Here is a 21,618-nt window from a genome sequence, read left to right as displayed (position 1 = left end):
TTATGCCATTTATTACACAAGTTTATGCGCGCGAAGTTTTAGACTCACGTGGGAACCCAACAGTAGAGGTTGAAGTATTTACAGAATCAGGCGCATTTGGCCGCGCAATCGTACCATCAGGTGCATCAACAGGTGAATACGAAGCGGTAGAATTACGCGATGGTGACAAATCTCGTTACCTAGGCAAAGGTGTATTAAAAGCAGTTGAAAATGTAAACACAATTATTGCGGAAGAATTAGAAGGTAACTATTCTGTTCTTGATCAAGTAGTCATCGACAAAGCTTTAATCGAGCTAGATGGCACGGAAAACAAAGGCAAGCTTGGTGCCAACGCAATTTTAGGTGTATCCATGGCAGTTGCACATGCTGCGGCAGATTATTTAGATGTACCTCTTTATCAATATCTTGGTGGGTTCAATTCTAAGCAATTACCAGTACCAATGATGAACATCCTAAACGGTGGTGCACACGCTGATAACAATGTAGACATTCAGGAATTCATGGTTATGCCTGTTGGTGCAGAATCATTCCGTCATGCATTACGTATTGGCGCTGAGATCTTCCATAGCCTAAAAGCTGTTCTAAAAGCAAAAGGCTACAACACAGCAGTAGGTGATGAAGGTGGTTTTGCACCAAACCTAGGCTCTAACGAAGAAGCAATTACAGTGATCTTAGAAGCGATCGAAAAAGCAGGCTACAAACCAGGTGACGAAGTGAAACTTGCAATGGACGTAGCATCCTCTGAACTATTCAATAAAGAAGATGGCAAATACCACTTAGATGGTGAAGGTGTTGTCAAAACTTCTGAGGAAATGGTGGATTGGTACGAAGAGTTAACAAATAAATACCCAATCATTTCAATTGAAGATGGCTTAGACGAAAACGACTGGGCTGGACACAAGCTATTAACAGACCGTATCGGCAATCGTGTACAATTAGTAGGTGATGACCTATTTGTAACAAATACGAAAAAATTATCAGCAGGTATTGAGCAAGGCGTAGGAAATGCAATTCTGATCAAAGTAAACCAAATCGGTACGTTAACTGAAACATTTGAAGCGATCGAAATGGCGAAACGTGCAGGCTACACAGCGGTTATTTCTCATCGTTCTGGTGAATCAGAAGATGCGACAATTGCTGATATCGCTGTTGCAACAAATGCTGGTCAAATTAAAACAGGTGCTCCATCACGTACAGACCGTGTAGCTAAATACAACCAACTTCTTCGCATCGAAGATCAACTTGGTTCAACAGCAGAGTATCTTGGTTTAAATTCATTCTATAACTTAAAATAAGTATTTGATTGAAGAGAAAATACTTTGAATTTAGTAATACACAGCTTTTATATTTGAACCATGTTGTACATTTAGGCTTATGTATTGCTTCACCTCTGATTTATAAGTGTGATAAACACTTGTAGATTGGGGGTTTTTTAGTTGCTTATCTAATTACAGAGTAAGCTTATTCAATTAGAACAACCGAAAGTGTCGGACATTAAGTATCTATTCATTGAAACCTATTACAACATTCTGTTATTATTTAACCTAATTAACTAATATCAACCATATTTACATAATGATAAAAAATTACTGAGGGGTAATAACATGAAGAGAAAAACCAAATCGGTTATTAGTATCATTGTAATATTAATTATTTTCGGTGGAGCATTTGGTTACATCAAATTCACTGAGCATATGAATAAATCTACTCCCGAGGAAGAAAAAACAATCGCTGGATATGTTGAAGTAACTTCTAAGGATGGAACTGTTCTAAAAAAAGAAAATGAATTATATCCAGATGACCTAATAGAACACAAAATGAACGAAACCATTCATAGTATGTCTCATCAGAAGGTTGAAGCGGAAATAAAATGGGGTCACGAGCAAATAACACAAGAAAAGGTTGACCGATTGTTAGCTATAGCCAAAGAAAGCAATTATAAATATAAAGAGCTTTACATTTCAATATTGGAAAGATGGTCGAAGGGTGATTTTTCAAATGCAGTTGACGACCACAATTCCATATGGGAAATGCAAGGTGGCGATGAAGAAGCTTCAGGGAAAGCAATTCGTCTATTAACTCCATCTGAAGAGCAAGCTTATATTCAACACAATTTAGAATATGACTTATATTGAATACCATTTTGCGAAAGATAAATAGGCGAATTTCAAAAAATGCCTCAAAGTTAATTCAAACTTTGAGGCATTTTAACATATAAAAAAGATTAACGTGAAGCGGCATGAGCAGGCCAATACGGTGCAGGTTTCAACATCGTAGCGCTAGAGGTAAGGAAGCTTTCTAGTGAGACAGCTACAGCAACAGAACAAATTGAAACCTCTCTTAAAACGATTACGAGTAATATTCAAGCACTTATGGAAAGCATGGAGCAAATTGAAGCAGCCTCTAATATTCAGGCAGAGCAGGTTCAAATTTAGTGAAGCTATTGAAAAACCTAAATGAGATAAGTGAGCAAATGGCGCTTTACATAAAAGGTCTCTTACGATAATAAGAAAGGACAGTCTACTAATATTAGACTGTCCTGACTATTGTTATGGCTGTGACCAATGCTGATCTAGTTCTTGATCGAGATAGACCCAGCCCTTCCAAGCAATATGAATCGTATCCATAATAAAGTAAGGATCATATTCATGATCTGAAAAATCAACATAGGCAACATTTGCATCCTTTAATACTTGCTCCATTTTATCGTAATACTTTTGACGACGTTCCTCAGGATAGCCATTATAATCATACCAATAGCCATTAACTGGAATGGAGACGAATAGTGGTTTGGCACCTGCATCCTTTAAAACATCGATAACTAGTTGGAAATCCTCATATTCAGGAGAGTTTGTATAATCCTCTTTTTTTCGTATATCTTTAAACTTTGAAAATTTAGCATTTACAAGTCGCTGATAGGCGCGATCTTCAATCATATAGTCGTTGGATACACGCTTCTCCCCATATGCCTCTGCATGCTGCAATTGTTGCTCAAAGCTTTGATTGGCAATGAGCTTGTCATTACTTTTTAATGCATGACCTTTACGTGGGAAAAGGGAATAATATAAATCCTTCTTTTCTAGTAACTCCTTGTGGAAACGCCCCGCGACCATGGCCATACGTCCAGTAATTGGTTTTTCCTTGCCGTTAGACATTTGATATTGGTACATGGTCTTTAAGAGGCGATCTCGTTTGACAGTATCAAATTCAAGTAGGCGCTCCATAGCTCTTTTACGAAGGTTGGCATCCATCTCCTGATTAAAGGCTAAATCATAAGCATGTAACATGGAATAATTCGGTGAAAAGTGAAATTCACCCATGCCCTTCTCTGTAAACCACTGCGGGGAGATGATAAAGACCACTTTTTTATCCTTTAAATTCTTTTCTTGTGCTGCGAAATTCAAGAAGTGGGTAATGGACTGCATGCCTCCACGCCCAATCATAAATGTCGAATACGGAGCATTTGTTGCTCGCGTATAATTGTATGGATGGAACGGATCAAAACGGTTTAATTCCGAGGAGCCATAAAGTGGCATGGAATTAGGCTCCTGCAACATTCGCTCCTGTAAATATGTGCCCTGAAATACAAGTGGAGACATGTTCGTTTTGGCTTGCTCCACATCCTCATTGGATATCCATGCTTTAATCCAAGCATTAGGAAAAAAGACAAAGCCAGTAAAAAGAGAAAATGCAATAAATAAAGAAAGAAAGCCTTTTTTGATCATTGTCTTTCAGCTAATTTCCCTGCTATTCGATTAGGCGTATTCCATTCTTCACGATTGAAATCAGTAATAGGGACAGAAATATTAAAACGGTTTTCAATTTCAACTAATAAATTAATTGTCCCAAACGAATCTAGTAAACCTTCTTCAAATAAATCAATATCTGGATTTTCTACAATAATTTCATCTTCACATAACTCGACTAGCATTTCTAAAACTTGTTGTTGATCCATTAATAATTCTCCTTTAGTGAACAGGCTCTTATAGCCCTTTGTTTAAAATAATGTGCCAGAAAAAATATAGAAGCCAAAGCATACAGCATGAAACGTAATGATTACGCCAATAGCATGCGTCCATTTATTTTTTGGCCAACGCTTATGCTTTTTATTCCAGCGTTCAAATTTATCAAAGCTGATAATCAATAGGGCATGATAGAGTCCATAGACCACAAAGTGCCATTCTAGACCATGCCAAATACCCATTAAAAAGAATAGTAAAAAGAAGCCTATATACGAAATAGCAAATTTATTTTTTAGCCATTTTTTCTTTGTCATCCAAAGGACAAAGCGCATATAGACATAATCCCTAAACCAGAAGGAAAGGCTCATATGCCAACGATTCCAAAAATCTTTAATATTGCGGCTGGCAAAAGGGCGATTAAAGTTAATCGGTGTTTGGATACCCATTATCCGGCTCACACCAACAGCAAATGCACTGTAGCCAGCGAAATCAAAGAATAAGTAAAAGCTATACATATACATATACGCTAGCTGTCCCTGAAAGGGTGTCAAATAGTTATACGTATGGTTAGGTAAATAAATAAGCGTGTAGTTGTAAATTAAATAAGCCAAAATAAACTTATATAAAAAGCCGACAAAAATATAGTTAATGCCACTCAATAGCAGCTTTTGGTAATCCTCCGAGGAAGATACGGTATGAAAATCCTTTGTAAAACGACGCCAACGATCAATAGGTCCCGATGATACGGTAGGAAAGAATAATAAGAAATAGACTAGCTCTACTACAGAAATTTTCTCTTTCATCAAGCCATCACGAGTTTCTAAAATCATTTGCACCGCTTTAAACGTAATGTAGGATACACCAAGGAAGCCAAATAAATGATGTAACCCGAGAATCGGCAAAACCTTCACAAGAATCAGGGGTAATATGGATAAAAGCACTGCTATTATAAAAATGGTTTCGCTATTTTGCTGAAGTCGGTAACGCTGATAAGCCACAATAAGTACTACCTGAAAGACAGTAAATAGTACGAGCGAGATGGTCCCATTCAATGAATGTCCGAAGATTAATGCTAAGACAATGACCGATATAAAAAGATTATAACGTTTCGAAGATTTGCCTCGTAACCCTAGGAGGATGGTAGGTAGTAATAAAAGTCCGATGATCACAAAAAATGCTATATTTCCATAAGGCGTCATACTGTCTCCATAACCGCCAATCCTTTACGATCTACCTTACCATTTGGATTTAGTGGTAAAGCGTCCATATATTTAAACGTTTTCGGTATCATATAGGCAGGTAAGTACGCCGATAAAAGTGCCTTCAATTGCTTTGTCGTTTTGAAGGCTGCTCCTGTTAATGGCTCACGTAAAACAATATGGGCACTAAGAGAAATGATTTCCTTCTCTTTATAAACAGGTACAACAACACAACTTGAAACAGGTGGCAGGTTATTGATTTGTTTTTCAATCTCTTCAATCTCTAAACGATAGCCATGTAATTTCACTTGGAAATCCTTACGACCTGAAAAGAACAAATAACCATCCTGCTCATAGCCTATATCACCCGTTTGATAGATGCGATCGCCATCCACGATCGGGAAAGCCTTCGCTGTTAATTCAGGCGCTCCCAAATACCCTGCGCTAACGGTTGGCCCTGAAATAATAATTTCTCCATCTTCTGCTACAGAAACGTTTGGCTCCGTTATAGGGGCAATTGGTAATTGTTCGAAGTGTGCTGCTAGCTCTTTTGTTACTTTTACATAGGATACAGCGACGGTTGTTTCTGTAGGACCATATAAATTATAAATTGTTGCCTGTGGAAAACGAAGCATTAACTCGTTACATACCGCTATCGGTAAAACCTCTCCGCAAAATAAAAAAGTATCCAATGCAGGCATGAGTTTTTGATCCCATTCTTTGTTCATCAAACACATCTTGGCAAAGGAAGGTGTAGAAGTCCATACACGAGTATTTGACATCGCTAATGAATCAAACAATGCTTTTGGATTAGCAATTTCTTGCTGTGTAATCGCATAAAGCGTGTGTCCACCAACAAGAGCTGGGTAGAGATCCATAACAGATAAATCAAAGGAATAAGGTGCTTGATTTAAAAATACGCCGTCTTGCTGTAAAGGGAAGTGTTCCTGCATCCACCTAACAAAGTGTGTTAGATTACTAGCTGTTATTTGTACCCCTTTTGGTTGACCTGTTGAACCAGAAGTGTAAATAATATAATGGATATCCTCATCTCGAACCCATGTTGCGGATGATAGGATCACGTCCTTTGAGGAGGCATCCAGAATATCATGCACTGCCATAACTGGCAGGTTCAACTGCATCTGTAATAGCTCTGTTGTCAATACTAAACCTGCTCCAGAAGCTTCTGTAATGAGCTGTAATCTTTCTGATGGTGTTGACGAATCAACAGGCACATATGGATGGCCAGCTTTTACAGCTCCGATAAACGCAACAATTTGTAGGGGGGACATATGTCCATAAATGACAATAGGCTGTTGTCTCCGCAACTTAAGCTTCATTAAATAATCGGCAAGACGATCCGATAAATGCCAAAGCTCACTATAAGTTAAGGAGGCATTGTGAGTCTGATAAGCAGTTTTTTGTGGCTGCTGGAGGGCCACACGTTCAATAGCTGCCAAAATACTTAACATATTTTAATCTCCTTTATTTAAAATTCCGTATATATAAATGGTCCAGCGTTCATATCATGGAAGCCATGTATAAGAAACAACAGTACCAAAACAATCAAATAAAACAACGTGAAGCCAATAAAGCGTAGATACTCATTATTTTTGATGGATTGCATTTGTCCACCTCCAATGAAAAAAAGTATAGGATTAAACTTTCAAAAAATAGTAATTTACTAGTTAAAAATCCTTACCTTATGTTTTTAACACTGATTTGACGGAATGTGGAGAAAAATGTTGCTGAATTAAGATGAATTCAGTAAATCATAAGATTAATTTAAGGTAAATTTAAGGTTTTGGGGGGATATGTAGAGTTTTACAAATTATTGGCTGGTTTAGTTATGTAAAAAAAGCACGAACATAAGGGAATAATCTCAACTTATGTTCGCGCTATTATTTTTATTTCACTTCATTAATAACTTTTTTAGATACATAAAATTCAGAGCCATTGTAGACATTGATTGTATCAAATGTATGAGTCTTTGCCGTGTTTGTTGAAGTTTGTTCATAGATCATCGTGTTTTTATTGACTGGAATTTTCACTGTAACATCTGCTTTTTGTGCAATAAATGTTGGGTTTTCTTTATTCGATAAGTCAATTTTTGTTGTAAATCCTTTTTTCGTAAATGCCTTCGTTGCAGGCACATATAATTCATTTGTTAATGTGTTTAAGTCAAAGCCCATAAAGCGTGCCATTGTATGGGCTAAATCAGTGTTTTCTACTAATCCTGTCAATTTAGAAGGACCAAATGAATATAAGAATACATCTTCGCCCGTATGGCCACCTGTTGTATAACCAATGTTTGCACGATTGGCTAGCATTTTTACCATTTCATTGCCTAAGTCTTTAGCAGACTGTAATGTTTTAAGCTCGTCCTCCGTTAATGAATCTAAGCCATAAAGAGCAGCGACCTCAACTAAATTCGAGCGATCTTCTTTTAGTTGGCTTAAAGCTCCTTCAATGGTCATTGTAGCTTTTTTTAACGGGTCGATGTACGCAGAGACTGGAATGCTGGAATAGGTACTAGTAGTGTTAGCGTTCCCCATCGTAATGCCACTATTTCCATGATCAGTTACTGCGATGACTAAAGTATTACCATCTTCCTTCGCAAAATCAACCGCTTCTTTCACTGCATCATCAAATGATAAAATATCGCTAATGATACCAATAGTATCGTTGGCATGTGCAGCCCAGTCAACCTTACTACCTTCTACAAAGAGGAAGAAGCCATCCTCATCCTTTTTCAGCGTATTGATTGCTTTATTTGTCATTTCAGCAAGTGTAGGCTCAGATGCTCTTGTTTTGGCACGATCTAAATCATAAGCAAGTGCACTTGGCGCAAAGCTTCCCCAAATTTTTGAGGATTGACTATTAAATAGCTCATCGCGTGTTTTAACGAGATCATAATTTTTTTCATTCAAAACCTTGATTAAATCCTCACCATCTTGACGAGCATTTTTCGATGTGCCTGGTGATAGTGATTCCAATCCACCGCCTAAGACAACATCAATATTTTGATAAACCTGCTGCTCTGCTATATCCCCATATTGACTTCTATTGTTGACATGGGCAGAAAAACCAGCTGGTGTAGCATGTTGAATTTCGGAAGTAGAAATTAATCCAGTGGCCTTACCTTGCTGCTTAGCTCCTTCTAGCACATTGGCTACAGGTCGGAAGGCATCTTCCTTAGCGATTTGCGTTAATCCAGGGGAGTTGATCACAGAGGGCAGCACACCTATATATTTATCGTTCGATTTATGCCCAGTTGCTAATGCTGTCGCAGCAGGCGCGGAATCGGTAATGGCAGATTCAGCAGAATATGTGCGCATAGCACCCGATAAAATTTCATCCATTGCTAGGCTTTCACCTTTATACCAGCGAGAAAGGGTGACAGCATTATTACTGCTACCATCCATCACAAGCATAATGACATTCGTCGGTTTCTTTACTTCGGCTGCATGTACCTCTTGCTGTGGGATACTAACTGCGGATAAAGTCACTGCACTTGCTAAGAACAATGAGGTCCATTTTTTTGCGTATTTCATGATTTTCCTCCTTTAGGTGAATTCAATTGTAAGTGTAAAGGAATGGTGTAAAGCTAGCGTTAAAGGTTTGTTAATGGAATATGGTAATTATGTAAATATTGGGGAAGGGAAGAATCTGTGTAAAAGTCACACAGATTCTTTTGGGGCATTACAAATTTTCCTGATGTTGTGCGCCATCAATTGTTTCATAATATAAAATGTCTTCTTCAATGTACAAATTGAGGACTTCATCTTCAAATAAGACTTCTTCGGAGCCGTCCTGGACATTAATTTTTGTTAAATAACCGGCATTGTCATAGTCACTGCAATAAATGGAATCATCATAAGTAGCTAAATAATAGCATGCCGTTTCTGTAATTTGATTGTTTTCATTTGTGTCTAAATTATAGGAATAGACCATATTATCATTGATACTATTATAATAAATCACATCATCCACAGTATTGGCATACCACATATCATGCATAAAATCATAATTGTTATTTGTAGCAGTAAAATAATTTTCTTTTACCCATAAATGATCTTGGCTTAGTTTTTCATCACTGACTAAAAAGTATTCATAGGAAATCGCATAAGGCTCCGCTGAATCCACGTCATTCCACGTTGTATCAAGATGATACCAATTGCCATCGATACTGACTAAATTCCAAGCATGCAGCTGATCCTCACTATAGCCATATACGTATTTAGCTTCTACATCCGATGCTAATAGTAGGCGATAAGCTAGTAGAGCATAGGCTTGACATACCGCAGTTTCCTCGTCTATCAGCTCAAAAACCGTTTGTCCCTCAGTAGAGCCTTGTTCTGTATAAGTGGCTAACTGTACGACCGTATCATTAATGATTTTAGCACGCTCAAAATCTGTCATATCTTTCGTAATATACTGGTCAGCAAAAGCCTCTACATATTGATCGACCTTTTGCTCCTTTTTGGCATCTGTTAAGTAATCAATCGACAACTCTACCAAATAGCCATCCTCGGTTTCCCAAGCCGTCCATTCATAAGTAAGAAAATAACCAGCTGTATAGGGATCAACGAAAGAAAGCAGGCTATTTAAGTCATTCAGCTGCACCTCAAAATCTTCGAAGTTTAGCTTCCCGGTATAAGGGACTTCAAAGTGCTGTTCAAACTTTGCTACTTGTTTTTCGACTTTTTTAGTGAATTGTAGTAAGGCAGGATCTTCCTTAAATAATGAGGTTGAAAAAAGATCATTAGGTGAAAAAGAGGCAGATAACGCTTTACTTTCTGGCTTTTTCATATCATACTCTGTTTCTTCTGCTAAGGTCGTAGTTGTTACATCCTCTTCCTCAAGAAGTAGGTCAATGGCCTTTGAGCATGCAGTAAGAAACGGAATCATGCAGCATAGCACAAGCAGTGCTGCTATTTTTTTATTCATTTTCCCACCCTCCAAAAAAATTCATTTTTGCCATTATAGTTTAATTTATAGGGAGTGACATCCACAAATAGTAGCATAAGTCGACAAGGATGGAAGCATGAGGCGGAAAATTTCCAGCAAAACATAAAGCGAAGTTTGTCATCGTAACCTTTTTTTGTTATAATGTAGTCTGTTGTGATGTTTCAAAGTTCGGGAGGTGCAGTGAATGCATACAGTAGTATTAGTTTCATTAGTTATCGTATCATTAGCGTTAATCGTTGTGGTATTACTTCAATCTAGTAAAAGTGCAGGCTTATCAGGTGCCATCTCGGGTGGAGCTGAGCAACTATTTGGAAAGCAAAAAGCACGTGGTATGGATTTAATCCTTCACCGTGCAACAATTGTGTTAGCTATAGTGTTCTTTTTATTAGCAATCGCTATTACAAAAATCTAATAGTTGAAGATATATCGCCTAACCGAATTGGTTGGGCGTTTTCTTTTATCATTGTTAAATGGTAAATTCTCTCTCTGGAGTAAAAAATGAATGGTAATGCAATAACCAATGTCATCCGCTGGGCATCATTGAGATGACGAGAATGGGTATAGTATGTATAAGTGTTTTAGAATGAAGGAGTGCTTACAGTGAACAAATCATTATCACAGCCATTTTTCTTTCAGGCAGGACCACGTGCTGTTTTATTATTACACGGCTTCACAGGAAGCTCTGCAGACGTACGAATGCTTGGTAGATTTTTAGAGAAAAAAGGGTATACTACATTAGCACCTCACTATAAAGGTCACGGTGAGGAACCAGAAGAACTAATCACAACAGGTCCAGCAGACTGGTGGCAGGATGTTATTGCCGCCTACAAACAGTTACAGGATGCTGGCTATCAGGAAATAGCTGTTGCTGGCCTTTCATTAGGCGGTGTTATGGCATTAAACGTTGCATTAAATAACCCTGTTAAAGGAATTGTGACAATGTGTGCCCCTATGACAATGCGTACAACCGACGTTATGTTTGAGGGTGTCTTGAAATATGCAAGGGACTATAAAAAGTTCCAAGGGAAACAGGAAGAACAAATTGAAGCTGAAGTTGCAAGCATTGCTGACAAAGGCATGCCATCTCTACAGCAGCTACGAGAATTTATAGCTCGCACTCGTCAAGAAATTGACATGATTTACGCGCCTATTTTCGTCGTACAAGCTACAAATGATGAAGTAATAGAGACAGAATCTGCCAACATTATATATAATCAAACTGAGTCACTTGAAAAGCACATCAAGTGGTATGAAAACTCAAAACATGTTATTACATTAGATCAAGAAAAAGATCAATTACATGAGGACATTTATCGCTTTTTAGAAAGCCTAAATTGGGCACAATAATTATAAATAGGATTTTCTCATGAAGGAGGGAATATGTATGAAAGATCAAAAAGATACACTACAAAGTCGTTTACTCGATTTTTTCAGCAAAGATGATTATAAACCACTAACCGTCGGTGAAATCGAGGATGAATTCGGCTTTGAGGATGCGGAGGAGTTCAAGGAGCTTGTGAAAACACTTGTCCGCATGGAAGGGCAAGGCTTAGTTGTACGCTCTCGCTCCAATCGCTATGGCCTACCAGAGCGTATGAATTTGCTAAGAGGTAAATTTATCGGACATGCGAAGGGCTTTGGCTTCGTGACACCTGATGTCGAGGGCATGGATGATGTGTTCATTCCACCGCATGAAATTAACGGTGCCATTAACGGAGACATCGTTCTGATTCGTGTTTTAAAGGAATCATTTGGTGATCGACGTGAGGGTACGGTTACAAAGGTCGTTGAGCGTGGGCAAACAAGCTTTGTCGGCACATTTCAGGCTAACCGTGGCTTCGGCTTTGTTGTCCTAGACGATAAAAAGTTACCAATGGATATCTTTATTGCCAAAGGAGATACATTAGGAGCTGTCGATGGACATAAGGTTGTTGTTGAGGTAGCAACATGGCCAGAGGATTTAAAATCCGCTACAGGCTATATTACAAAAATTTTAGGGCATAAAAATGATCCAGGTGTGGACATTTTATCCATTTTATATAAGCATGACATTCCACCTGAATTCCCAGATGAAGTCATTGCTGCTGCACAGCGCGTGCCCGATGAAATTACCGAGGCCGATTTAGTAGGTCGTCGTGATTTACGTCATGAAACGATTGTGACAATTGATGGTGCAGATGCTAAGGATTTGGATGATGCAGTAACCGTAACGAAAAATGTAGATGGTACGTATAAGCTTGGCGTACATATTGCAGACGTAAGTTATTATGTAACACAAGGCTCAGTCATTGACATTGAAGCTTACGATCGTGCGACAAGTGTTTATTTAACAGACCGTGTCATTCCAATGATTCCACATCGTTTATCAAACGGCATTTGTTCATTAAATCCACAGGTTGACCGTTTAACACTATCCTGTGAAATGATTATTGATGCGAATGGTAATGTGGTTGCACACGAAATTTTCCAAAGTGTCATTAAAACGACTGAGCGTATGACGTATAAGGACGTTTACAAAATTTTAGAGGAGCAAGATGAGGCATTAATTGAACGCTATGAGCCACTTGTTCCAATGTTTAAAAACATGGCTGAGCTGTCTGGTATTTTACGCCGTAAACGCGAAATGCGAGGAGCTATTGACTTTGACTTCAAAGAATCTAAGGTGATCGTAAACGAAGAAGGATGGCCAGTGGATATTGAATTACGTGAACGAACAGTAGCGGAGAAATTAATTGAAGATTTCATGCTAGCTGCCAATGAAACAGTGGCAGAGCACTTCCACTGGATGAATGTACCGTTTCTATACCGTATTCACGAAGATCCAAAGCCTGAAAAGCTTCAACGCTTCTTTGAATTTGTCACGAATTTCGGGATTTTAATTAAAGGTACTGGTAATACCGTTCATCCTAAGGCATTACAGGATGTTTTGAAGGCAATTGAAGGTATGCCAGAGGAGCCTGTTATCTCAACGATGCTCCTACGTTCAATGCAGCAGGCGAAGTACTACCCAGAAAGTCTTGGACACTTTGGCTTATCAACGGATTTCTATACACACTTCACATCACCAATTCGTCGTTATCCTGACTTAGTTGTACACCGTTTAATTCGCACGTATTTAATTAACAAGGATACATCGAGAGAAACCATTGCACAGTGGAGTATGGCAATGGATGAAATTGCTGACCACACATCTGAGCGTGAACGTCGTGCAGTTGATGCAGAACGTGATACAGACGCACTGAAAAAAGCACAATATATGTCCGACAAAATTGGCGAAGAATTCGAAGGAATTGTTTCATCCATTACAAACTTCGGTATTTTCGTGGAGCTACCAAACACCATCGAAGGACTTGTCCATATTAGTAATATGACTGATGATTACTACCGCTTCGATGATCGTCAAATGATTATGATCGGGGAACGAACGAATCGCCAATTCCGTATCGGGGATGAAGTGACAGTTCGTGTGGCAAATGTCATTATTGAGGAGTCATCCATTGACTTTGAAATCGTTGGAATGGTAACTTCATATGGACGAACACGCAAAGCAGCACCAACTGTTATTCATGCACGTAAAAATTACAGCGATAACAAAGGTGGACGCAGTCGCCGAAGCACACGCAATGATGAGGAAAAAGGCGGACGTGGTGGCAATCGTAGAGGCGGCCGTCAAGAGGATGATCGTGGAACTCGTAGCTCATCAAAGCAAGGTGAACGACGCGAAAGTGACCGTGATCCACGTGGACGCCGCAAAGATGACTCAAGCCCAGGTCCAAAAAAACGCGTGAAGCAAAAGCAAAAGTTCTATGAGGGCATTGCCAAAAAAGGCAAAAAGAAAAAAACAAAACGTAAATAAGCCTAAGCGAAAGTATCCATTGAAAGGGTGCTTTCGCTTAAGCTCAACCTTTTAAGTAGAGGGTGAAAGATATGGCAAAAGGTTCTGGTAAAGTATTAGCACAAAACAAAAAAGCAGGCCACGACTACTTCATCGAAGAAACAATCGAAGCAGGCATGGTCCTAACAGGTACAGAAATCAAATCCATCCGTGCAGGCAAAGTTCAACTGAAAGACTCCTTTGTCCGCGTCCGCAATGGCGAAGCATGGATCAACAATATGCACGTTAGCGCCTTTGAACAAGGCAACCGCTTCAATCACGATCCACTACGCACCCGCAAGCTGCTGCTCCACAAAAAGCAAATCGGCGAGCTAGTCGGAGCCGTAAAACGTGACGGCTACACAATCGTTCCACTGAAAATGTACATTAAGGATGGCTACGCCAAGCTCCTAATCGGCATTGGTAAAGGGAAAAAAGACTACGACAAGCGCAGCGACATGCGCAAAAAAGAAGCCAAACGCGAGATGGAACGTGCCTTCAAGGCAAAAAATCAATATTAATAGATTTAGAGAAAGCTCACTGCGGATAGCGGTGAGTTTTTTCGTTGTTGGGTGGGGCGAGCGAGTTTGGCGGATAGAATGGTGAAAGTAACGGATAGAGGTTGGAAAGTGGCGGATAGAGTAGCAAAAGTGATGGATAGCAGACTTAATCTGGCGGATAGTATTTATAGCTAAGCCAATTTTTTCTATTAAAGCGGTACACTTGAACTCTCTCTCATTTTGTTTTATAATATGTATTACTGATTGCCAGATTTCATGGAAGCGTACTTTTAAGCTCCCACCGTACTAGAAGCAATTCTAGCTCTTTGTTTGAACGAGGCCAAGCCGCTTCGCTTCATATTCAAGGGGACGTTACGGATTCGACAGGGATGGTTCAAGCTTTGGTCGCGCGTCGGAGGGCTCGGCTCCGTCATCAACGACAGTTATATAATAACTGGCAAACAACAAAACTTAGCTTTCGCAGCGTAAGCTCGTAAGCGCTCTGCCTCTCTATCGCCCATGTAGAGAACGTGGGGCCCAACTTTAGTGGGATACGGTCGATGGTGCCACCTGAGTCATCGGCAAGAGATTTCCAGGTTAGCGTACAGGACGCCTGTTTGTCGGCATAATGTTACGTGAATCGTAAATAGGCAAACTACACGCGTAGAAGCTGAAGTATTGGAGTTTCTGGACGCGGGTTCGACTCCCGCCGTCTCCATTTTTTAGAAATCAAATGATTTCAATGAGTGTCAAAATCCTTGATATGATAGGGTTTTGACACTTTTTTAATTTCATCCAATATCACCTGTTTTCATTCAAATCTAGTCAATTTCTAGTCAATTTCTAGTCAAAGCTAAGTCAAAAACTTAACCTTCTAAATAGCTAACAAACTTCTGTATAGCGCCTTCTTTCGCCTTTTTCGTGACATGTGTATAAATGTCTAAAGTAGTTTTTACATCAGAATGCCCAAGTCGATCTTGAACCTCTTTAATGCTCGCACCAGCTTCGAATAAAAGTGAGCAGTGTGTATGACGTAAACCATGTGGTGACACTTTCTTCAAAGTGTATTTGTTTTGGACACTATACATCCATTTTTGAACTTGACCAGGCTGGATAAAATCGTTATTTGTATTACTAAACATCAATTGATTTTTCTTCAGCGTATTGATGCCTAACTGAATATATTGCTGCTTTTGAAGCTTATTCCATTCTTTCAAGATCGATAAAGTTGTTTCATCTAATTTGATCATGCGAGGTTTACCAGTCTTAGTAGTCTTCAAATAAAGCTGTGTCTGCTTCCCACGTCCTATAGCTTTACTAATAGATATCTCACTTTCAACAAAGTTCACATCATTCCATGTTAAAGCTAATGCCTCGCTTTTACGCATACCTGTATATGCAATCAAACGGAATAGCGCATATGCTTTATAGTTAAGGTGATCCTTTGCTTTCTCTAAAAATGAAATTAACTCTTCCTTTGTATAAAAGTTTTCATTTTCATCTTTAGCACTCTGGGTAAATGGTTTCTTAATTTTTGTCTCAACATGAGTGAAGGGATTCGTTTGAATAATGCCATGCACAATAGCGAAATCTAATACCTTTTTAGCGTAAGACTTAATCGTACGAGCTTTTTTAACTTTTGAAGCCCATTCATTGTAATGTTTTTGACAAATAGCAATCGTAATTTTCTCGATACGATAACTACCCATAGAAGGTAAGATATGATTTTTAAAGTAGCCGACTGTTTTAACAAACGTACTTTCTTCTACAGTTTTTTCGTATTGAGTGATCCAAAGATCGTATACTTCCTGATATGTCTCTGTACTTTTTTGTTTGTATATGCCTTCGGAGACTTGAAGTTTGATACGTGCTAAAGCAAGTTCAGCTTCTTTTTTCGTTTTAAAACCTCTACGGGTAGTACTGCGAGCTTTACCTGTAAGCTCGTCTACACCTAAATAAACTTGGAATTTATACAACATTTTTCCATATTTGTTTTCATAACTTTTGATGGGTGAAGAATTATTTTTTGCCATAGTGATCCTCCTAACATCGTTGCGGGGGCAAGATATAAAGAGAGGATTGATCCTCACAGTTATAATATATAATTTAACTGGGGAAAAATCCTCTTGTAGTATTTAGAAACTATGCCCTTCTAAAAAGCGATCGATTTCTTTCTTTGATACGCGTTTAATGCCATCAATTTCACATACTTTTAAACCTAGTGTGCGGAATTTGATGAAAGTGTTGTAAGATACGCCTGCATAATTGGCTGCTTCGTTCAAAGACATCCAATCTTTGTATGACGATAGGTTATCAAGTATAAATTTCTTCAACTCATGAAAAATTGCTTCATTCATAAAGTAGCCTCCGTTTCTATCTTTAGTTGAATCCCGACATACCCATTTTTAGGCTGTGTACCAATTCTGATCTTTTTAAATGTTATATAAGGAGAAGCTTTTAGATATTTGTGTAGATCTATCCTATTTGAAGCTACTACGTCATTTTCCTCACAGAATTGGTAGTAGGCATTCTCGAAATCAGCTTTAAATATTTTACAGTCATGATTCATAATACATTTATTTTTTATAAAGTGTTCGATAGAATTACTTTGTAGTTTATAATTATCCATAATTTTGGAGTCTTGTTTGGTTTCGGTGAAGCTATAATTATTTTTTATTAATCTTAGTAATCCCTTTAATGCCCACTGTGCTATATAGTTAATTTCATTTAAAAGTTTATTGAATAAAGTTGGGTCCTGCTTATCTTTCGGTATTTGATATAGAAAAGGGATGAGTAATAATCGTTCTGAAAATGCATTCGATTTATCCAAATTTTTGATTTCAGGCAAATGATTTCCTGCAAATACAAGAGCAGCTCTATTAACGAATGATACGGGTTGATCGTATAATGCTTTAGACATGATTTTGTCCCCACCCGAGAGTTTCTTTAAGTTATCTAAACGTTTGATGGAGATTTCGCTAACTTCTCCGCAAGTATTCAATTTTTTAGATAATAGCCGATTTAAATATTCCCTTTGGTTTAATTCGTCTAGGCTCAAACTTGTACAAAAATCTTCACCTATTAAATAGTCCAACAGTTTTAAAATAATCGATTTCCCAGAGTCTTTTGGTCCAATAAGAAAAATAATAATTTTCAAATCACGAATTTCTGAGATTACATACCCAAAAAATTCTTGTATACGATTATAAAGTTTTTCGTCATTTTGGCAGATATCAGTCATGAATTTTTCGAAAAACTCCCCTTGAGTTAATAAAGTGCTAAAGTTAGCATTGATTTTGGAACGAATATTATTATCTGGACTAAGATTAAAAAACTTGCTATTCTCTGTGTTATAAATACCGTCATTAAATATGACAAGGTTCCTGTTCTCTATTAAATCCGTAGCTGTTAAATTAATGTCACATTCTGCCCTAATCCAACTTACGATTTCCTTAATATTTCTTGAGTTAATAAAGAATTTCAAAAGCTCTGGCGAATACTTTCTAAAGAATACATCTGCATTCTCGTTAGAAAGGGGGATATAAAATCCCCGTTTCTCATCCCAGACATAAAGTACATCTTCAAAAACTTTGAATGTGAACATTTCCTTGAACTTTTGAGACAATGAGTAAGTTGTCTCTTTATGGATTTTTTCGTCGGTCTCATTTATATTACTTGAATTTATTTGATCGTGAATTAAACTGTTTATATTTATTTTTTTGCTAGATTTTTTTTTTTTTCTGAAAAAACATAATTAAAATCGTTTGTACTTTTAAATCCTTTCGAGGTTTCAGTTTTGGCTTTAGTAACTTTTATTGTTGAATTAAATTTCCCTTTTACATTGTGTTTTTCATCAGTAAATGAATCAGCAATCATCAGAAATACCTCTATTCATTTTTTCTAACATGTAGTCATGTACATTCTGAGTAATTAAATTTATCTCGTTTAGATATTCGCTACTTTGATAACATATGTCTTTAATGTTTGCTGCTCCAGATTGAGGATCGTAATTTATAAGTAATAAAAAATTTTCAACACCGTACTGCCAGTAGAAATATAATTTATCTTTTTTACCAAAAGTAGATTTTGATGAAATATAATTCAACTCTCCGTCTTCAATGTAAATCTTAGGGTTATTTTCTTTTGTTAAATCGATTATAATTGTTACCATATCGCTTCCATTTTCGCTAAGTGAGTAGTTTGTTCCATTTAAAGAACCATAAAACTTAATTTTATTACCAATATCACTTAGAAGTATCCCATTTAAAAGAGGGAGAGGGGTACTAGTTGGGCCATATAAATGAATTCTGTTCCCTTTGATTTGGACAGCAAACAACTTGAGTTCATCTTGTTCACATTGTTCACCTTTTAAGATAGAGTTCATTAAATTGATATACTTGCTTTCGATTTTTTCTTTGTTCATGTAAAACACTCCCAAATTTTATTTAAGCTGTTGCTTATAATTAAATTTTAGGGAAATTCAACAGAAAAATATTGGGTCATAATGATTTATAAGATTCATTATGCCTTAGTATTTTTTTATAAATATTTAATATAATACTTGATTTGGGTGAATAAAATGGAGAAAAATGTAGATTTCTATTTAGAAAGAGTAGTTGATGTAGAATTTAAAGATGGATCGGTAATTTTTGATTTAAATATTGATCATAAAAAAATGTTACGGATTTTTCATCATTTATTAAACGGAAAGTTTGAAAAAAGCGATTATGAAGAGTATTGTGACGTTTTTAAAAGGGATTTAATAATGGAAATAATTTTTGATTCTACATCAAAAATTATTAAATATTTTGATAACAGGACTACTGCTAAGAATAAGTTTAATGACCTTTATAAGAGGATTTTTTTTGAGGATAATACAAATTTTTTAAGACAATTGCATTATGTCACGATTAATCCTGAAATAGATGAGTACTTAAAAAGTGCATCACCAAGTTATTATAAATTGATCCCTAGAATATTATTACCTTGGAATATCTATGGACTAAGTAAAGTTATTGAAGGCAGAATAAATAACTTCGAAAATATAAACAAAATCTTTGATTCTAAAAAAATACCTTTATTCGATATAAAAAATGATGTCGACAGACATACTAAACAAGGAATAGATGATTATAATGCATATATGAAAATGTTAAATGTATCAAAAAAGCAATTTAACTCCTCGTTAAACTTGTTGTATTTTAATAAAAATACAAGTTTGTTAGATGTTTTTCAATTGGCGGAAATAGTGAAATTTAACTATATTGCTTTAGAAAAAATTCACATGGATAATAAAAGAATGTATAGCGATATAAAAAAATCAACTGAGGTCGATCTTCAACCATATGTAGCTCTGACAAATATACATGGTTTACTTACAAAGTTATTTTTCTTTGAGAATATAGAATTTAGCATTCTTAACTTTCCTTATAATGAAATAATTCGTCGCTACAATGCATTTTTTATATCCCAAAAAAATTATATAAAGAATAAACTAACAGAAGAGCTTTCGGTGTCAAATCAAATTGATATTCCCTCTGAATTAGTTGATGAAGCTTTATTGTATTTTTTATTAAAGGATAATGAACTATATAGCGATTATTTGTCTAAGTTAAAAAACGTCCAATGTTCCGATGATATTTCTAAAAATGCTTATAGAGTGGCATATGAAACTAAAAAAATAGAAAGTAAAAAAACAAGTGAACAATGTGAACAAAGTACACATAAGAATTCTAATGTGAATAAAGATGCTTATGAGTACCATGAACAGATGAGTGCATATAATAGAATGAGAAGAGGAGGTCAAAACGAACAACCTCCTAATTCAGATTAAATCACACCTGTTTCTTTTAATGAATTAAATGTATCTGTGCAAATGATGAGGTGGTCGAGTAAATCAATCCCGAGAATATTGCAAGCTTCTTTAAGGCGTTCAGTTACTTGAATGTCTTCTGCACTTGGATCACATACATTGCTTGGGTGATTGTGTCCGACGATTATCGATGCGGAATTACTTAGTAACGCAGACTTCAGTACTTCACGTGGATGAACGATACTAGCATTTAAACTACCGATGTGCACAGTTTGAATGCATGTAGGTTGGTTTTTAGTATCCAAACAAAGTACTACGAAGTGTTCGCGATCTGCATCACCAATAAATTCTTTCATAAGTGTATAAGCATCATGAGGTGAGCGAATTTTTCTTTCCTTGTACAATAGTGATTTTTCACGGACTAATTTTACTTGAACGATTTGAAATCGCTTAGCAGCAGTATTAATTTTCATCTAATCCTCTCCTTAATTGCTATTTATTGAACATACATAGGTATATTCAAATTTGTAATATATATTTGAATATTTAATTGATACGTTATAAATACAACATTAATTGTCTTTAAGGGAAAAGCTGTTAATATTGAAGAAACTCTAGAAATAATAAAAATAGTTGCGTTCTGAAGCAGCACAATTTATGTTTTTGAATATGATATAAAGAAAAAGGCTGCCCAAGTGAGGGCAGCCTTTTTATAATATTAATCACCGTTCAAAGACCATCTAACAAAGTGCTCGCAGTTATTGAAAATCAAGCTATATTCTTTCTCACCTAATTTTGAGTGAGCACGGGCCAGTACTTCGTCTTTTTTATAAAGCCTCGGTGTATCAACAACATGGATTGCTGCCCCTTTTGCGAAGCTTTCAATCGTTTCAATTTTTACTTCCCCGTCTTGATAATGAATCACTTCATATTCATTAATTGAAAGAGCATGATGTGAATATCCTATTCGACTTACTTTTAAATGCTGAGCGCGTTTGATGGAATTTTTTGAAGTTATATTGCTCGCTTTATTAGCTTCTTTCAGGATTTTTCGTAACTTAATATTGGGGTTAAATGGCCCTGATGAAGTATCGGGTATCTGTTCCATAACATTTTTTAAAGTCGTTATTGTTCTATCCACTTTCTCAATGGTATTACCAACATCAGGAACTTCTCTTTTCCAATCAGAGATGATGTCACGCTTTGTTTCAGTTATAATTTCTTTTATACCTTCGACAAGTTCTTTATTTGCAGCTGAAATTCCTTCGAAAGCAATTTTTAGTCCGTCCCAAATTCCCAT

Annotated in this window: 22 protein-coding genes and 1 other RNA gene; 9 read left to right on the top strand and 14 right to left on the bottom strand. The window is 36.8% G+C overall.

What is annotated here, in order from left to right:
- Positions 1 to 2 precede the first annotated feature (2 nt).
- From eno to HXV90_RS18875, 3 genes are all read left to right on the top strand, one after another.
- Positions 3 to 1,295, top strand: a complete 1,293-nt coding sequence (gene eno / locus HXV90_RS18885) for a phosphopyruvate hydratase (RefSeq protein ID WP_048390885.1) — start codon at positions 3 to 5, stop codon at positions 1,293 to 1,295.
- Positions 1,296 to 1,604: 309 nt separating this feature from the next.
- Complete coding sequence (locus HXV90_RS18880; protein WP_048390887.1) at positions 1,605 to 2,135, top strand: DUF6241 domain-containing protein; 531 nt, start codon at positions 1,605 to 1,607, stop codon at positions 2,133 to 2,135.
- Between the two features lie 135 nt (positions 2,136 to 2,270).
- Positions 2,271 to 2,435 (top strand): hypothetical protein, encoded by a 165-nt coding sequence (locus HXV90_RS18875; protein WP_269899047.1) that lies wholly within the window; start codon positions 2,271 to 2,273, stop codon positions 2,433 to 2,435.
- A gap of 114 nt (positions 2,436 to 2,549) precedes the next feature.
- On the opposite strand, the gene dltD is transcribed toward HXV90_RS18875, so the two are convergent.
- The 7 genes from dltD to HXV90_RS18840 all read right to left on the bottom strand — a co-directional run bounded on the left by dltD (position 2,550) and on the right by HXV90_RS18840 (position 10,111).
- On the bottom strand, positions 2,550 to 3,725 hold the full coding sequence (gene dltD / locus HXV90_RS18870) for a D-alanyl-lipoteichoic acid biosynthesis protein DltD (protein ID WP_269897809.1): 1,176 nt from the start codon (positions 3,723 to 3,725) through the stop codon (positions 2,550 to 2,552).
- Entirely contained in the window at positions 3,722 to 3,955 is a 234-nt protein-coding gene (gene dltC / locus HXV90_RS18865) for a D-alanine--poly(phosphoribitol) ligase subunit 2 (protein WP_016994756.1), read from the bottom strand. Before dltC ends, dltD begins: the two co-directional genes overlap by 4 nt.
- Before the next feature lie 42 nt (positions 3,956 to 3,997).
- Positions 3,998 to 5,161 carry a D-alanyl-lipoteichoic acid biosynthesis protein DltB gene (gene dltB / locus HXV90_RS18860; protein ID WP_269897808.1) on the bottom strand — a complete coding sequence of 388 codons (1,164 nt, stop codon included), beginning with the start codon at positions 5,159 to 5,161 and terminating at the stop codon, positions 3,998 to 4,000.
- On the bottom strand, positions 5,158 to 6,633 hold the full coding sequence (dltA, locus tag HXV90_RS18855) for a D-alanine--poly(phosphoribitol) ligase subunit DltA (RefSeq protein WP_103118779.1): 1,476 nt from the start codon (positions 6,631 to 6,633) through the stop codon (positions 5,158 to 5,160). Before dltA ends, dltB begins: the two co-directional genes overlap by 4 nt.
- A 17-nt stretch (positions 6,634 to 6,650) precedes the next feature.
- A complete protein-coding gene (locus HXV90_RS18850) occupies positions 6,651 to 6,788 on the bottom strand; it encodes a teichoic acid D-Ala incorporation-associated protein DltX (protein WP_004228095.1) in 138 nt (45 codons plus the stop codon).
- Between the two features lie 280 nt (positions 6,789 to 7,068).
- Positions 7,069 to 8,715, bottom strand: coding sequence for an alkaline phosphatase (locus HXV90_RS18845; RefSeq protein WP_269897807.1), 1,647 nt, complete (start codon positions 8,713 to 8,715; stop codon positions 7,069 to 7,071).
- A gap of 148 nt (positions 8,716 to 8,863) precedes the next feature.
- Complete coding sequence (locus tag HXV90_RS18840; protein ID WP_269897806.1) at positions 8,864 to 10,111, bottom strand: transglutaminase domain-containing protein; 1,248 nt, start codon at positions 10,109 to 10,111, stop codon at positions 8,864 to 8,866.
- 205 nt (positions 10,112 to 10,316) lie between these two features.
- Between HXV90_RS18840 and secG the strand changes: the two genes are divergently transcribed.
- The 5 genes from secG (at position 10,317) to ssrA (ending at position 15,227) form a co-directional block, all read left to right on the top strand.
- Positions 10,317 to 10,544 (top strand): preprotein translocase subunit SecG, encoded by a 228-nt coding sequence (secG, locus tag HXV90_RS18835; protein WP_004228101.1) that lies wholly within the window; start codon positions 10,317 to 10,319, stop codon positions 10,542 to 10,544.
- Positions 10,545 to 10,732: 188 nt separating this feature from the next.
- Positions 10,733 to 11,479 (top strand): alpha/beta hydrolase, encoded by a 747-nt coding sequence (locus HXV90_RS18830; protein WP_269897805.1) that lies wholly within the window; start codon positions 10,733 to 10,735, stop codon positions 11,477 to 11,479.
- A gap of 37 nt (positions 11,480 to 11,516) precedes the next feature.
- The gene (gene rnr / locus HXV90_RS18825; protein WP_054549540.1) at positions 11,517 to 13,988 is read left to right on the top strand and encodes a ribonuclease R; all 2,472 of its coding nucleotides are present in this window, start codon (positions 11,517 to 11,519) and stop codon (positions 13,986 to 13,988) included.
- Between the two features lie 71 nt (positions 13,989 to 14,059).
- The gene (gene smpB / locus HXV90_RS18820; RefSeq protein WP_048390901.1) at positions 14,060 to 14,527 is read left to right on the top strand and encodes an SsrA-binding protein SmpB; all 468 of its coding nucleotides are present in this window, start codon (positions 14,060 to 14,062) and stop codon (positions 14,525 to 14,527) included.
- A 344-nt stretch (positions 14,528 to 14,871) separates the two neighbouring features.
- Positions 14,872 to 15,227, top strand: a transfer-messenger RNA (tmRNA) gene (ssrA, locus tag HXV90_RS18815).
- A gap of 145 nt (positions 15,228 to 15,372) precedes the next feature.
- On the opposite strand, the gene HXV90_RS18810 is transcribed toward ssrA, so the two are convergent.
- The 5 genes from HXV90_RS18810 to HXV90_RS18790 form a co-directional block, all read right to left on the bottom strand.
- A complete protein-coding gene (locus HXV90_RS18810) occupies positions 15,373 to 16,539 on the bottom strand; it encodes a site-specific integrase (RefSeq protein ID WP_269897804.1) in 1,167 nt (388 codons plus the stop codon).
- A 102-nt stretch (positions 16,540 to 16,641) separates the two neighbouring features.
- Positions 16,642 to 16,863, bottom strand: a complete 222-nt coding sequence (locus tag HXV90_RS18805) for a helix-turn-helix domain-containing protein (RefSeq protein WP_269897803.1) — start codon at positions 16,861 to 16,863, stop codon at positions 16,642 to 16,644.
- Positions 16,860 to 18,110: a DNA primase family protein gene (locus HXV90_RS18800; RefSeq protein WP_269897802.1), complete on the bottom strand. Its 1,251-nt coding sequence runs from the start codon at positions 18,108 to 18,110 to the stop codon at positions 16,860 to 16,862. Before HXV90_RS18800 ends, HXV90_RS18805 begins: the two co-directional genes overlap by 4 nt.
- Positions 18,111 to 18,217: 107 nt before the next feature.
- Positions 18,218 to 18,382, bottom strand: coding sequence for a hypothetical protein (locus HXV90_RS18795; protein ID WP_269897801.1), 165 nt, complete (start codon positions 18,380 to 18,382; stop codon positions 18,218 to 18,220).
- Entirely contained in the window at positions 18,372 to 18,929 is a 558-nt protein-coding gene (locus HXV90_RS18790) for a hypothetical protein (RefSeq protein WP_269897800.1), read from the bottom strand. The genes HXV90_RS18795 and HXV90_RS18790 overlap by 11 nt, the downstream gene beginning before the upstream one ends.
- 156 nt (positions 18,930 to 19,085) lie before the next feature.
- On the opposite strand from HXV90_RS18790, the gene HXV90_RS18785 reads away from it, so the two are divergent.
- Positions 19,086 to 20,339: a hypothetical protein gene (locus HXV90_RS18785; protein ID WP_269897799.1), complete on the top strand. Its 1,254-nt coding sequence runs from the start codon at positions 19,086 to 19,088 to the stop codon at positions 20,337 to 20,339.
- Here HXV90_RS18785 and HXV90_RS18780 read toward each other — a convergent pair.
- On the bottom strand, positions 20,336 to 20,791 hold the full coding sequence (locus tag HXV90_RS18780) for a JAB domain-containing protein (RefSeq protein ID WP_269897798.1): 456 nt from the start codon (positions 20,789 to 20,791) through the stop codon (positions 20,336 to 20,338). The genes HXV90_RS18785 and HXV90_RS18780 overlap by 4 nt on opposite strands.
- A gap of 245 nt (positions 20,792 to 21,036) precedes the next feature.
- Complete coding sequence (locus tag HXV90_RS18775; protein WP_269897797.1) at positions 21,037 to 21,618, bottom strand: lecithin retinol acyltransferase family protein; 582 nt, start codon at positions 21,616 to 21,618, stop codon at positions 21,037 to 21,039.

The sequence above is a fragment of the Lysinibacillus sp. JK80 genome, assembly GCF_027557635.1.
Classification (GTDB): Bacteria; Bacillota; Bacilli; order Bacillales_A; family Planococcaceae; genus Lysinibacillus; species Lysinibacillus capsici.
Note: the sequence above shows the minus strand (reverse complement) of the source record. Positions and strands in the feature narration are given on the sequence as shown.